The following is a 12,883-nucleotide window of genomic DNA, read 5'->3' as shown; positions in this document are numbered from 1 at the left end:
AACCGAAGCCAAGGTGCTGTAAGGGAGCGATTTGAAAATGACGATTCTGGTTATTGCCGAACACGACAACGCGAGCGTCAAGGCCGCGACGCTGAACACCGTGGCCGCCGCGCAAAAGATTGGCGGCGATGTTCACGTGCTGGTTGCTGGCCACAACGCGCAGGCCGCAGCCGATTCCGCAGCGAAGATCGCAGGCGTCGCGAAGGTGCTTCTGGCCGATGCGCCGCAACTCGAACAAGGTCTCGCTGAAAACATCGAAGCGACAGTCATGAGCATTGCGAAGAATTATTCGCACATCCTCGCGCCGACCACCGCTGCGGGCAAGAACGTCACGCCGCGCATTGCCGCGAAGCTCGACGTTGCACAGATCAGCGACATCACCGCCGTCGAATCGCCCGATACCTTCGAGCGTCCGATTTACGCGGGCAATGCGATCGCCACGGTTCAATCGGCCGATCCGGTCAAGGTCATCACGGTCCGCACGACCGCGTTCGACGCCGTCGCAGCCGAAGGCGGCAGCGCCGCAATCGAAAAGCTCGAAGCCGCAGCGGACAGCGGCCTGTCGCAGTTCGTGAGCCGCGAAGTCACGAAGCTCGATCGCCCGGAACTCACCAGCGCGTCGATCATCGTCTCCGGTGGTCGCGGTCTTGGCAGCGGCGAGAACTACACCAAGGTTCTGGAACCTCTCGCCGACAAGCTCAACGCAGCCCTGGGTGCCTCACGCGCGGCCGTGGACGCGGGCTACGTGCCCAACGACTACCAGGTCGGCCAAACCGGCAAGATCGTCGCACCGGGGCTTTACGTTGCCGTGGGCATCTCCGGCGCGATCCAGCATCTGGCGGGCATGAAGGACTCGAAGGTCATCGTCGCGATCAACAAGGACGAAGAAGCGCCGATCTTCAGCGTGGCCGACTACGGCCTCGTGGGCGACCTGTTCACGGTCGTGCCCGAACTCGCGGGCGCACTCGGCTAATCGCCCACGAAGCGTCCACTAAGCGCTCAGTAAAAGATAAAGCGCCTTTGCTCACGCAGAGGCGCTTTTTTTATCATCGTAAAAGCGGCAACCTCGGCCGCTTCGGCAATCAAACACCAAGAATGCGGCGCGCCTTGAGGATCACCGGCATGTCCACCATCTTGCCGTCGAGCGCCACGGCCGCGCCGCCGCTGGCCTGCACCGCATCGAGCACGCGCTGGGCCCATGCGCGCTCGGCGTCGCTCCACGCGTAAGCGCGATGCACGGCCTCGATCTGCTTCGGGTGAATGCAGAGCTTGCCGCCATAGCCAAAGCGCCGCCCGCGACGCGCCTCGGCTTCCAGCACCGCTGCGTCGTCGAACACCGTCGATACGCCGTCCACCGGCGCGCCAATGCCGGCCAGCCGCGAAGCCAGCACGATCTGTGAGCGAAAGGCGTCGAGTTCCTCGCCGTCGCCGTCGATGCCCAGATCGACCTGGAAGTCGAGCGTGCCGAACGCCACACGCAGCACGCCTTGCGCGCCGCACAGCGCATTCAGGCTCGCGATGCCGCGCGCGGTCTCCACGATCGGCAGCACCCGCAGCGCGCTGTGTGCGCGGGCCAGCACCGCCGCCACCTGCTCCGCGCTTTCCGCCTTCGGCAACATGATGCCCGCTACGCCGGCGTGTTGCGCGAGCGCCGCGACATCGTCGGCGAACCAGGGCGTGTCGGTGCCGTTCACGCGCACCCACACCGGGCGCGCCGCATCCAGCGCCGCAACCGCGGCGTTGCGCGCCGCGCCCTTCTCCTCGGGCTGAACCGCATCCTCCAGATCGACGATCACGGCGTCGGCACCCGCGCCGCGCGCCTTTTCGAAGCGCTCTGGCCGGTTGCCCGGCACGAAGAGATACGAACGTGCCAACGCCGTGCTCATGCGCCTGCCTCCTCGACGAACAGCGTGCCGACGCGCTGCACCTCTGCAATCCCCCATGCCGCGTCGAGAAGACGTTGCGCCTCACGCTCGCTCGCCGCCCCCGAGAACGCCGCGAGACGCACGAACTTCGCCGCGATCTCCTCGCGCGAGAGCGTGTTGCCGGGGTCGCCCTTCGGCTCGTCCACGCGCCCGTGCAGCGTGCGGCCGTCGCGCGTGGTGACGGTGACCTTGCCGATCCATCGCGCGGGATAGGCGCGATCCACTTCCTCGTCCAGCGCCATCGTCACGCGCTCGCGAAATGCCGCGATGTCGCCCGCCGCGTAGTCGCGCTCGAACTCGTTCACGCCCGCATAGCCGCGGTACGCCACGAGAGCGAGCACGGTCCCCATGTTGAACTTCGCCTGGTGCACGGTGCTCGGCACAACCACGCTGCCGAGCACGTCGATTGCGCCCTGGTGCACGTGGGCCGTCACCGCCGCGATATCGTCCGGATTCAAGCCGTGCGCTTCGATCACCGCGAGTAGCGCGTCGGCGGCCGGGTGCGTATGGCGGCATGCCGCGTGATACTTGAACGACGTTTCGACAGTCGCCCAGCGCTCGCCGAGGCGATCGACGAGCTTTGCCGGATCGGCGTCGCTCGACATGCCAGCCGCCATGCCTTGCGCGCCTTCCAGAATGCGCTGCGCGCCGCGAAAGCCGTCTGCCGCGAGTTGCGCCGCCATCAAGCCGTTGGCCGCCGCCATGGCCGTGTGCAGTTGCTTCGAATCCGCCGCGTCGCGCAAGAACTCCCATAGACCGCTCGCCTGGGTGCCCGCCGAGCCGAACGCATCGAGCATCTGCTCGGGCGTGAGCTTGAGCAGCCGCCCCGCCGCGGCCGCCGCCGCGATCGTGCCCACGGTGCCCGTGGTGTGAAATATTTTGTAGTGCGAACGCCCCATGAATTCGCCTACGCGTATGCCCACCTCGTAGCCCGCCACGCAAGCCGCGATGAATTCGCGTCCTGTTGCGCCCAGCGTCTGCGCTAGTGCGAGCGTCACCGGAAACACCACGGTCGCGGGATGCAGCACAGAGCCGTTGTGCACGTCGTCCTGCTCGACGAAGTGCGACGCGGCGCCGTTCATCATCGCGGCGAAATACGCCGTGGTGCGCGTGCGGTCGATCACGACGTCGCACGCTCCCAGTGCACCCGGCTCACCGCGCGCCGCGCGAGCGAAGCGCGCGATGGTTTCGACCGGGCGCGCGCCCTTGCCGCCGAGCGCGGAGCCGAGCCAGTCCACATAGAGGTTGACGGTGCGCTCGACCACATGCGGGGGAATGGAGTCGAAACGCAGTTGCGAAGCGAAGGCCGCGAGCGCGCGGCTGGATTGATCTGTCATGGCACGGTTTCGTGATATCGGGTTGGTCCGGGCGGCGAGCGGGCTCAGATCGCCCCGGCTTCGCGCAGCGCGCCGATGCGCTCCGCGTCATAGCCAAGCTCCCGCAAAATCGGTTCGGTATGCTCACCGAGTGCCGGCACCGCCTCCATGCGCGCGCCGAACGCGCTGGGCGCGCCCGGCGGCAGCAACGCGGGAATGGCGCCCGCGGGCGTTTGCACTTCGCGCCAGCGCTCGCGCGCCTGAAGTTGCGGATGCGCCCACACGTCGGCCATCGTGTTCATCTGCGCGTTGGCAATGCCGGCGCGCTCCAGGCGCTCGATCACCTGCGCGGCGCTCAGTTTCGCGAAAGCCGCGACGATCAGCTCGCGCAGTTCGGCGCGCCGTGCGGAGCGTTGTGAGTTCACGGCGAAGCGTGCGTCGGTGGCGAGTTCCGTTTGCAACAGCACATGCTCGCAAAAGAGCTTCCATTCGCGATCGTTCTGAAGCCCGAGCATCACCGATTTGCCGTCGCCAGCGGGAAACGGCCCATAGGGGTAGATCGTCGCGTGCGAGGCGCCCGCGAGCGGCGGCGGCGTCTGCCCGTCGATCGCGTAGTAAAGCGGATAACCCATCCACTCCACCATGCTCTCCAGCATCGAAACGTCGATGCGGCAACCGCGCCCGGTCTTTCCGCGCATGAGCAACGCGCTCAGGATGTTCGAATACGCGTACATGCCCGCCGCAATGTCGGCGATCGAGCAGCCCGCCTTGGCCGGCTCGCCCGGCGACCCCGTGATCGAGAGAAAGCCCGACTCGCTCTGGATCAGCAGATCGTAGGCCTTGCGCTCGCGGTAAGGGCCGTCGTCGCCGTAACCGGAAATGTCGCAGACGATCAGCTTGGGATAGCGCTCGCTCAACGCTTCGTAGCCAAGACCGAGCCGTGCCGCCGCGCCCGGTGCGAGGTTTTGCACGAGCACGTCGGCGTCGGCGAGCAATGCGTCGAGTATCGGCGCGGCCTCCTTGTGCTTCACGTCGAGCGACAGGCTCTCTTTCGAGCGGTTCGTCCAGACGAAGTGCGAAGCAAGTCCGTGCACGCGTTCGTCATACCCGCGCGCGAAGTCGCCCACGCCCGGCCGCTCGATCTTGATGACGCGCGCGCCGAGGTCGGCCAGCTGGCGCGTGCAGAACGGCGCGGCAATCGCGTGTTCGAGCGTGACGACCTTGATGCCGTCGAGTGGTCTCATGGCACGCCCTCCGGTCAGAACGAACGCGGCAGGCCGAGCACGTGCTCCGCCACGTACGAGAGAATCAGGTTGGTCGAGATCGGCGCGACCTGGTAGAGGCGTGTCTCGCGGAACTTGCGCTCGACGTCGTATTCACAGGCGAAACCAAAACCGCCGTGGAATTGCAGGCACGCATTCGCGGCTTCCCACGACGCGTCGGCGGCGAGCAGCTTCGCCATGTTCGCCTGCGCGCCGCAGGCCTCGTGCGCGTCGAAGCGGCGCGCGGCTTCGAAACGCATCAGGCTCGCGGCCTCCACGTTGACGAACGCCCGCGCGATGGGAAACTGCACGCCCTGGTTCTGCCCGATCGGCCGCCCGAACACGATGCGCTCCTTCGCATAGGCGCTCACCTTGTCGATAAACCAGTAGCCGTCGCCGATGCACTCCGCCGCGATCAGCGTGCGCTCCGCGTTCAGCCCGTCGAGGATGTACTTGAAGCCCATGCCCTCCTCGCCAATCAGGTTTTCCGCCGGAATTTCGAGGTTGTCGAAAAAGAGCTCGTTGGTCTCGTGATTGACCATGTTGAGAATCGGCTGCACGGTGAGCCCGTGCCCGATCGCTTCGCGCAGGTCCACCACGAAAATCGACATGCCTTCGGACTTCTTCTTCACGTCGGCAAGCGGCGTGGTGCGCGCGAGCAGGATCATGAGGTCCGAATGCTGCACGCGCGAAATCCACACCTTTTGCCCGTTGATCACATAGCGGTCGCCCTTGCGCACCGCCGTGGTCTTGATCTTCGTGGTGTCCGTGCCCGTGGTCGGCTCCGTCACGCCCATCGACTGCAAGCGCAGTTCGCCGCTCGCGATCTTCGGCAGGTACTTGCGCTTTTGCTCGGCCGAGCCGTGGCGCAGCAGCGTGCCCATGTTGTACATCTGGCCGTGGCACACGCCCGAATTGCCGCCCGAACGGTTGATCTCCTCCATGATGACCGAGGCTTCGGTAAGCCCCAGCCCCGATCCACCGTACTCCTGAGGAATCAGCGCCGCGAGCCAGCCGGCCTTCGTGAGCGCGTCGACGAAGGCTTCCGGGTAGCCGCGCACTTCGTCGATCTTGCGGAAATACTCGCCCGAGAACTGCTGGCACAGGTCGCGCACGGCTTCACGAATGTCTTGAAACGAATCTTGTTGCGTGGTTTGCATGATCGATATGATTTCGCTATGGATGATCGGGCCGCGCCTCAGGCGAGCGTGGCCGTGGCCTGCATCGTCAGGTAGCCGTCGTGGTCTCTCGCCCAGAGTTCAACCGTGCGGCCGTCGGCGGAAGGCTTGCCGCACAGCGTGAGCGCGTTGCCGCAGATCGTGGGACGCACCGCGCGGAACGCGAAGGTCTCGACCGTGGCATCGGGGCGCTCGCGATGCACGAGGTCCATCAGCAAGGTCGCGATGAGCGGGCCATGCACGACGAGGCCGGGATAGCCTTCTTCCTGCGTGACGTACGGAAAGTCGTAGTGAATGCGATGGCCGTTGAAGGTCAGCGCGGAATAGCGGAACAGCATGACCGGGTCGGCGGTGAGCGTGCGCGACCAGGTTTCGCCCTGGGGCGCGGGCGCAGGCTTGGGCGCGCTCGCGCCGGGTTGGGGTGCGTCGCGGTAGACGATATCGTGCTCTTCCTCGATGCACAGCGTCCCGCCGCTTTCATAGCGATGCTGCACGGTCACGAACACGAGGTGGCCGCTGCGGCCGGTCTTGTCCTCGATATTGGCGATGGTCGAAGTGCGCGCGGCTTCATGGCCCGCGCGCAGCGGCGCGTGAAAGGTCAGGCGTGCGCCGGCCCACATGCGGCGCGGCAACTCCACGGGCGGCAGGAAACCGCCGCGCCTGGGGTGGCCGTCGGGCCCCACCTGCGCAAGCGGCGCCACGGGCAAAAAATAGAGCCAGTGCCAGAGCGGCGGCACGGCGTCGCCGGGCGCCTCGCGGTCGAGCGTGGCCGCGAGCGCGCGCAGAGGAAACGCCGTGATGTCGTCGGTGAGCGTTTCGGTCTTGTCGAGCCACGCATCGAGCGTTGGCGTTGGCGATTGCGGCATGGCGTTTCTCCGTTGCGAGACAGTTGGCCATACTATGAACGGCTCACGGCGTTTCGCGAAGTTGGCTTTTCCGAATCGGGCCTTTCGCTTTCGTTAATGCCCCGCTCGATGCCGCGCCCGACCTATGCGTTGCGTTGCGTTGCCTTGCACGCGGCTTTCACCCATCACCGCGTGCGCCGCTCAGGCTTCGCCGCGCAAATGCGCCGAAGCCTCGTCCTCCACGCGCTGCCACAACTCGTACGACATCGGGCGCTCGCCTTCTTCGAGCAGATGGCCAACGAGCCCGATCGCGCGCGCCATCACGCCGAAGCCGCGCACGATGCGCCACGGAAAGCCGAACTCACAGCAGATCGCACCTATCGCACCCGTTGCGTTGATGGGCAGCGACTTGCCCGACACGCGCTCGGCCTCGGCGCCGATCAACTGCATGAGCTTCACGTAGCGCCCCGACATGCCGTTTTGCGCGGCCAGTTCGAACAGGCGCGGGGTACGCGGATCGATGGGCTTGTGCAGCGGGTGCCCGAGGCCCGGAATCGGCGTGCCCCGTGCGCGCCATGCGGCGACCGTATCGACGGCGAGCTTTTCGAGGTCGTCGCAAGCGCTGTCATACGGCAGCGCTTCGGAGAGCATGCGGCACGCGCCCTCCATGCTGCCGACGAACACCGAGCCGAGGCCGCACAGGCCAGCGGCAACAGCCGCCTGCAACGACTCAGGCGCGCCCGCATAGGTCATGCGCGCGGCAATCGCGCTCGGCGTCATGCCGTGCTCGACGAGCGTGATGACGATGGCGTTGAACATCGCCGACTGCTGCGGCGTGGCGGTCTTGCCCGTGAGCTGCAAAAACGCGAAGTCGCCGAGATTCATGTGACCGAGCACTTCGTCGGGCAGACTCTTGCCGCGCACGACGATGCGATCGGGCGTGCTGTATGCGATATCCGAGCGCACGAGCGGTTTCGGTTGACGGGCCATGATAGTGATTCCTTCGTTATACAGAATAGCGTTCAGCGCAATTGCGCGCGGCCGTTGTTGAGCACGATCACGTCGCGTTCCAGCACGCGCGCGCGGAACCTCACCTCGTTGCCCTCGTGCCACATTTCGGTGCGTATGGTCTCGCCCGGATAGACGGGCGCGGTGAAACGCGACTGAAAGGCGACGAGGCGCGCCGGGTCGCTCGCGCACACCGTCTTGAGCACCGCGTGCGCGGCCACGCCCCAGGTGGCGAGACCATGCAGGATCGGCCGCTCGAAACCGGCCGCGCGCGCGACCTGCGGGTCGGCGTGCAAGGCATTGTCGTCGCCGCACAGACGATAAATCAACGCCGTTTCGGTGCGCGTGGGCAAATCGCAGTGGTGATCGGGCGCGCGCTCGGGCACGGGCGGCGGCGCGGGCGGCGCTTCGTCGCTCAAGCCGTTGGTCGCGCTGAAGCCCCCGTCGCCGCGGCAAAACGTGAGTTGCGTGACGGTGGCATAGACTTCGCCGCTCGCCTTGTCCGTAATGCTACGCTGGATTTCGAGCAGCGCGCCCTTGCCTGCCCCCTTGTCCACCACGCGTGTGATGCGCGAGCGGCCGATCACGGTCGCGGCCGGCGGCAGCGGCTTGTGAATCACGAGACTTTGCTCGCCGTGCAACAGCCGCACCCAGTCGATGCCCGAGCGCGGGTCGCGCGCCCAGAACCCCGGAAAGCCGAGCACGACGGCAAACGTGGGCGGCACGCGCAGCTCTTTTTCGTAGACGAATGCAAGGTCGTCCGAATCGACGGGATTCGCGCCGTAGCCCACGGCGAGGCTGTAGAGCATCGCGTCGCGCGCGGTGTAAGTCTGTTCGACGTCCTTGAACGGCCAGTTACGCAGGGTGTGATAGTCGATTGCCATGGCGGTGAATGAAGTGAGCGGTCAGGCTTCGGCGGCCGGCCATTTGAAAAGCGGGTCGGCCTTCTCGCGAAAGCGTCTCGTCGCCTCACGGTGAAACTCGGTCGTGAAGGCAATGCCCTGCGCGGCCGACTCGATTTCGAGCATCGCGCGCAAATCGCTGCCAAGCGACTGATTCAACGCGCGCTTGGCGAGACCGAACGCAATGGGCGACGCACAGGCGAGACTCGCCGCGATCTGTGCGGCGCGGGCGTGGAGCGCTTGCGGCTCGACCACTTCGAGCACCGCGCCGATTTCCTTCGCCTCCGCCGCCTTCACCTCGCGCGCCGTGAACACCAGGTCCTTCGCGCGCGCCAGCCCCACCACGCGCGGCAAGGTGTAGAACGCGCCGCAATCGGGCACGAGCCCCACCTTCATGAACGGCATGCAAAAGCGCGCACGGGTGCTGGCGATCACGAAGTCGGCCGCGAGCGCGAAGCTGAAGCCCGCGCCATAGCACACGCCGTCGACGGCCGCGATCACCGGGCGATCGAGATCGATCAGCATGCTCACCCAGCCATGCAGATCGTCGATGCGGTCGCGCCCCGCCTCGGCGCTCGTCACGTTCATGCCGCGCACGTCGCCGCCCGAGCAGAAGTCGCTGCCCGCGCCGCGCAGCACGACGGCGCGCACGCTGCGGTCGGCGCGAATGCGCTGCACGGCTTCGAGCAGTTCCACGCGCATTTCACCGTTGAGGGCGTTCTTCGCCGCCGGACGATTGAACGTGAGCGTCACGACGCCCTCTTCGCGCTCCACCAGCAAGGTTGGTTCGTTGTGCTCACTCATACGTTCACCCCGGCGCTTGCGCCAACGCTCGCCAGTTCGGCCAGTGCCTTATCGAGCGCCGTGACGAGATGCACCGGCTCGACGCCCGCGAATTCCACGTCCGGGCGCGCGAGAAAGGCCTCGATATGCGCGGAACACGCCTCGCGCGTGGCGGCGAGTCCGGTGAAGCCGTCTTCGAGCCACGCGACCGACGCCAGCGGACGCGGATGCCAGTCGCCATTGACGATGGCCTTCGCCACCTGCCCGTCACGCACGAGCAGGCTCAGCCAGATCAGCCCGGCAGGCGCTTTTTCACGCCCGCGCACGACGCGGTCGCCTTCGCGCGCAAGCGGGCCGTAACGGGTGGCCTCGCTCTTTTCGTGGAACCAGCTTTCCTCGTGCAGTTCGCTCTCATACTGCTGCGCGAATGCAAGCTCGCCGCTGCCGAGCGTTCCCGGCTCCAGCGTGACGTCGCCGAAAGCGCGGCGCACGCAGGCCTGCACCCATGCGGAGAGTTCGTCCGTGCTCACCTCGCGGCCCAGTTCCTGCTCCAGATACGTGTAACGCGAGCCGAGATCCTTGTGCTTCTTGTCCTTCACTTTCTCGGGCGCCATGGGCATGGCGCGCGCCGCGATGGCCGTGTCGATGGCCTTCACGTTCAGCAGAATGCGGAAGGTCAGCACGCCGCCCTCGATCTTGAGCGAGGTGGCCACGAGCTTGCGGCCGTCGATCTCCACGTCGTTGAGCGGGCGGTACGAGGCCTGCAAACCGAACACGTCGCGCAACGCCTCGGCCACATGCCCGAGAATGGCGGGAAACGCCTGCGCCGCCGTATCCGGCACGCCCGGCAGGCCGAGCGGCAGATAGAACGCGAGGAACGCGGAGCCGCGCCCCGCATAAATCGCACCGCCGCCGTTCACGCGCCGCCGCGTGAGCACATTATTGTCGCGGCAGAACGGCAGGTCGAGCACCTGGTTGGGGTCTTCGTTCACGCCCACCGTGATGCTGTCTTCATTGAAGATGTTCAGATACACCGTGGGTGGCGCAAGCTTTTCGGCCACGGCGCGCTCCACGGCCGGCGACACCGAGATCGAAAAATCCGCGTAGCTGTGGCCGCCGACGACGAGGCGCCAAGGCGATTGATGATTCGTAGTGCTTGTGTTCATGGTTGTCTCACTCCTGTCGATGGGGGGTGGCGCTTTAGTGCTTCGGCGCCCGCCCCCTCCCATTCAATTGCGCGTGTCTTCCACGAGCGCACCGCCCTCAAGCTTCTCAACGGCCTCGATCGTGTCCGCGTGGATGAGCGTTTGCCGCTTGAAGCGCTCCGCGATCGCCTCGATCGCCGCACCGGCGGGTGCCCCCTCCACCTGAAGCGTGAGGTGATCGCCACCGTGCTCTTTTCTGCCGACCACAAGGCGATACGCGCCCGTCGCGCCTGCCACGCCCAGCAGTACGGTTTTGAGCTCCGACGGATACACCTTCACACCCTTGATCTTCACCATCGAATCGGCGCGGCCGAACACCACGCGCGGCAGCGACACAACACGCCCGTGCACGGGCGCGGTCCGTTCGAGCACCGTGAGGTCGCCGGTGCGGTAGCGCACGAGCGGCTGCAATTCCCTCTTCAGATGCGTGAGCACGAGTTCGCCGCGCTCGCCCTCGGCGACCGGCAAGCCGCTTTCCGGGTCGATCACTTCGGCGTACAGCAGTTCGTCGAACACATGGACGCCGGTTCCGCCGGGAAACGTGCGCGCAACGGGCAGGCATTCGGAGAGCGAGTAGCTGTCGATCAGCAGCGTGCCCGGCATCGCCTCGCGCACCCGTTCGTAGAGCGCGGCATTGCCCGTGAACGCCTCGCCGCCCGCGAAGAACACGCGCGGCACGGGGCAACCCGCTTCGATGAGCTTGAGCGCGTGCGAAGGATTGCCGGCCAGCACCGTCACGCCGCATTGCCGCGCCACCCGCGCGGCACGCTCGGTCTCGCCCGGCCCATGCGGAATGCACGCCACGCCGCGCGCCTCCATCTGGCTCTGGTAGAAAAGCCCGGCGACAAACAGGTGATAGCCGAAGGTCACCATGCACACATCGCCCGGCCCGATGCCGCAGGCGTCCAGATGCTGCCCGCACGCGGCTTCGATCGCACGCAGGTCCGCCGCGCTGTGCAGGATCGGCACGAGCGAAGCGCCCATCGGCGTGAGATGCACGCGCACCGGCGGCACCTGAGGCGCGAATGCGCCGTAGCCGGGGCGGTTCATTTCGGCAACGAGTTGCGCGCGCGACATCAGCGGCACGCGTTCGGCGAATTCCGTTGCGCTCGCAACGCTGCGCGGCAAACGCCCCTCGTAAAACGGATGCGTTTGCAGCCGCGCCAGTTGTGCGTTGAGCAAATCGAACATCGTCTCCTCCTTCTATCGATGGTGGCCGCACGCGGCGCGCACGCTTACGCTCACGCCGCGCGCTCGAAGATGGCCGCGATGCCCTGCCCGCCGCCCACGCACATCGTTTCAAGACCATAGCGCCCCTTGCGGCGCTGGAGTTCGTGAAGCAGCGTCGTGAGCATGCGCACGCCCGTCGCGCCGATCGGGTGACCGAGCGAAATGCCCGAGCCGTTCACGTTCAGGCGCGTTTCGTCGTGCCATCCCCAGCCCTTGAGCACCGCGAGCACCTGGCATGCGAACGCTTCGTTGAGCTCGACGAGATCGAGTTGATCGAAGGTAAGACCGGTCTTTTGCAGCAGCTTTTGCACGGCGGGCACCGGGCCGATGCCCATGGTCGCCGGCTCGCAGCCCGCGGCGGCCCAACCCGTGAGATAGCCGAGCGGCGTGAGGCCGAGCTTGTCGAGCTGGTCTTCGGCCACGATCAGGCATGCGGCCGCGGCGTCGTTCTGCTGGCTCGCGTTGCCCGCCGTGACCGTGCCGCCTTTCATGAGTGGCTTGAGCTTCGCAAGCGACTCTGCGCTCGCATCGGCGCGCACGCCCTCGTCGCGGGCGAACAGCACCGGGTCGCCCTTGCGTTGCGGCACGGAAACCGGCACGACTTCCTCGGCGAAGCGGCCCGACTCCCACGCCGCCGCCGCGCGCTGGTGGCTGCGCGCCGCGTAGGCGTCCGCCTCCTCACGCGTGATGCCATATTCCTTCGCGAGATTCTCGGCCGTTTCGATCATGCCGGAGAGATAGCCAAAACGGCTTTCGGGCTGCGAGCGTTCGCGACCACGCTCGAGGCGGTCGTGCATCTTCACCGAGCCCGCGCGCGCCCCCCAGCGCATATCCGTCGTGTAGTACTCGATGTTGCTCATGCTCTCCACGCCGCCGGCCACCACCACATCGGCCGCGCCGCTTTGCACCATCATGGCGGCCGTGACGACCGCCTGGAGGCCGCCGCCGCAGCGCCGGTCGAGCTGCATGCCGGGCACGTGCACCGGCAGCCCTGCTTCGAGCGCCGCCCAGCGGCCGATGCAGGGCGTTTCGCTGTTCGCGTACGACTGCGCGAAAACCACGTCCTCGATGCGCGCCGGGTCCAGGCCGCTACGCGCGATGGTTTCCCGCAACACGGTAGCCGCGAGCGTCTCGACCGCGACCGGACGCAGGCTTCCGCCGAAGGTGCCAACCGGCGTGCGAACCGGTGCGACTATCGCTGCTCTTCTCATTTCGGATTCCTTTCTATA

The 12,883-nt window shown here is 66.5% G+C and carries 12 protein-coding genes; 1 reads left to right on the top strand and 11 read right to left on the bottom strand.

Features of this window, described 5'->3' with window-relative positions; all coding sequences use genetic code 11:
• Positions 1-37: 37 nt before the first annotated feature.
• Positions 38-973, top strand: coding sequence for an electron transfer flavoprotein subunit alpha/FixB family protein (locus tag C7401_RS37930; protein ID WP_112177174.1), 936 nt, complete (start codon positions 38-40; stop codon positions 971-973).
• A 109-nt stretch (positions 974-1,082) separates the two neighbouring features.
• Here C7401_RS37930 and C7401_RS37925 read toward each other — a convergent pair whose 3' ends face one another.
• The 11 genes from C7401_RS37925 to C7401_RS37875 all read right to left on the bottom strand — a co-directional run bounded on the left by C7401_RS37925 (position 1,083) and on the right by C7401_RS37875 (position 12,865).
• Positions 1,083-1,886 (bottom strand): HpcH/HpaI aldolase/citrate lyase family protein, encoded by an 804-nt coding sequence (locus tag C7401_RS37925; protein WP_112177173.1) that lies wholly within the window; start codon positions 1,884-1,886, stop codon positions 1,083-1,085.
• Entirely contained in the window at positions 1,883-3,262 is a 1,380-nt protein-coding gene (locus tag C7401_RS37920) for an MmgE/PrpD family protein (RefSeq protein ID WP_112177172.1), read from the bottom strand. The genes C7401_RS37925 and C7401_RS37920 overlap by 4 nt, the downstream gene beginning before the upstream one ends.
• A 44-nt stretch (positions 3,263-3,306) precedes the next feature.
• Positions 3,307-4,485: a CaiB/BaiF CoA transferase family protein gene (locus tag C7401_RS37915; RefSeq protein ID WP_112177171.1), complete on the bottom strand. Its 1,179-nt coding sequence runs from the start codon at positions 4,483-4,485 to the stop codon at positions 3,307-3,309.
• Between the two features lie 14 nt (positions 4,486-4,499).
• Positions 4,500-5,663 carry an acyl-CoA dehydrogenase family protein gene (locus tag C7401_RS37910; protein WP_112177170.1) on the bottom strand — a complete coding sequence of 388 codons (1,164 nt, stop codon included), beginning with the start codon at positions 5,661-5,663 and terminating at the stop codon, positions 4,500-4,502.
• Between the two features lie 38 nt (positions 5,664-5,701).
• Positions 5,702-6,547: an HTD2 family dehydratase gene (locus C7401_RS37905; protein WP_112177169.1), complete on the bottom strand. Its 846-nt coding sequence runs from the start codon at positions 6,545-6,547 to the stop codon at positions 5,702-5,704.
• Between the two features lie 180 nt (positions 6,548-6,727).
• The gene (locus tag C7401_RS37900) at positions 6,728-7,516 is read right to left on the bottom strand and encodes a citryl-CoA lyase (protein WP_112177168.1); all 789 of its coding nucleotides are present in this window, start codon (positions 7,514-7,516) and stop codon (positions 6,728-6,730) included.
• A gap of 32 nt (positions 7,517-7,548) precedes the next feature.
• Complete coding sequence (locus C7401_RS37895) at positions 7,549-8,418, bottom strand: MaoC/PaaZ C-terminal domain-containing protein (protein WP_112177167.1); 870 nt, start codon at positions 8,416-8,418, stop codon at positions 7,549-7,551.
• Between the two features lie 21 nt (positions 8,419-8,439).
• Positions 8,440-9,240: an enoyl-CoA hydratase/isomerase family protein gene (locus C7401_RS37890; RefSeq protein WP_112177166.1), complete on the bottom strand. Its 801-nt coding sequence runs from the start codon at positions 9,238-9,240 to the stop codon at positions 8,440-8,442.
• Positions 9,237-10,385, bottom strand: a complete 1,149-nt coding sequence (locus tag C7401_RS37885; protein ID WP_112177165.1) for a lipoate--protein ligase family protein — start codon at positions 10,383-10,385, stop codon at positions 9,237-9,239. The genes C7401_RS37890 and C7401_RS37885 overlap by 4 nt, the downstream gene beginning before the upstream one ends.
• Before the next feature lie 63 nt (positions 10,386-10,448).
• Positions 10,449-11,615, bottom strand: coding sequence for a phenylacetate--CoA ligase family protein (locus C7401_RS37880; protein ID WP_112177164.1), 1,167 nt, complete (start codon positions 11,613-11,615; stop codon positions 10,449-10,451).
• Positions 11,616-11,665: 50 nt separating this feature from the next.
• A complete protein-coding gene (locus tag C7401_RS37875; protein WP_112177163.1) occupies positions 11,666-12,865 on the bottom strand; it encodes an acetyl-CoA C-acetyltransferase in 1,200 nt (399 codons plus the stop codon).
• Between the last annotated feature and the right edge of the window lie 18 nt (positions 12,866-12,883).

Origin of the sequence: Paraburkholderia unamae, from assembly GCF_003268775.1 — a bacterium.
GTDB classification, from domain to species: Bacteria; Pseudomonadota; Gammaproteobacteria; order Burkholderiales; family Burkholderiaceae; genus Paraburkholderia; species Paraburkholderia unamae.
The sequence above is the reverse complement of the archived record's forward strand: the minus strand, read 5'-3'. Positions and strand labels throughout refer to the sequence as shown.

Bases quoted from the DNA above. Each gene is read 5' to 3' on its own strand.
- C7401_RS37880 (WP_112177164.1), bottom strand. From the start codon at position 11,615: ATGTTCGATTTGCTCAACGCACAACTGGCGCGGCTGCAAACGCATCCG.
- C7401_RS37895 (WP_112177167.1), bottom strand. From the start codon at position 8,418: ATGGCAATCGACTATCACACCCTGCGTAACTGGCCGTTCAAGGACGTC.
- C7401_RS37915 (WP_112177171.1), bottom strand. From the start codon at position 4,485: ATGAGACCACTCGACGGCATCAAGGTCGTCACGCTCGAACACGCGATT.
- C7401_RS37925 (WP_112177173.1), bottom strand. From the start codon at position 1,886: ATGAGCACGGCGTTGGCACGTTCGTATCTCTTCGTGCCGGGCAACCGG.
- C7401_RS37900 (WP_112177168.1), bottom strand. From the start codon at position 7,516: ATGGCCCGTCAACCGAAACCGCTCGTGCGCTCGGATATCGCATACAGC.
- C7401_RS37930 (WP_112177174.1), top strand. From the start codon at position 38: ATGACGATTCTGGTTATTGCCGAACACGACAACGCGAGCGTCAAGGCC.
- C7401_RS37910 (WP_112177170.1), bottom strand. From the start codon at position 5,663: ATGCAAACCACGCAACAAGATTCGTTTCAAGACATTCGTGAAGCCGTG.
- C7401_RS37875 (WP_112177163.1), bottom strand. From the start codon at position 12,865: ATGAGAAGAGCAGCGATAGTCGCACCGGTTCGCACGCCGGTTGGCACC.
- C7401_RS37885 (WP_112177165.1), bottom strand. From the start codon at position 10,385: ATGAACACAAGCACTACGAATCATCAATCGCCTTGGCGCCTCGTCGTC.
- C7401_RS37905 (WP_112177169.1), bottom strand. From the start codon at position 6,547: ATGCCGCAATCGCCAACGCCAACGCTCGATGCGTGGCTCGACAAGACC.
- C7401_RS37920 (WP_112177172.1), bottom strand. From the start codon at position 3,262: ATGACAGATCAATCCAGCCGCGCGCTCGCGGCCTTCGCTTCGCAACTG.
- C7401_RS37890 (WP_112177166.1), bottom strand. From the start codon at position 9,240: ATGAGTGAGCACAACGAACCAACCTTGCTGGTGGAGCGCGAAGAGGGC.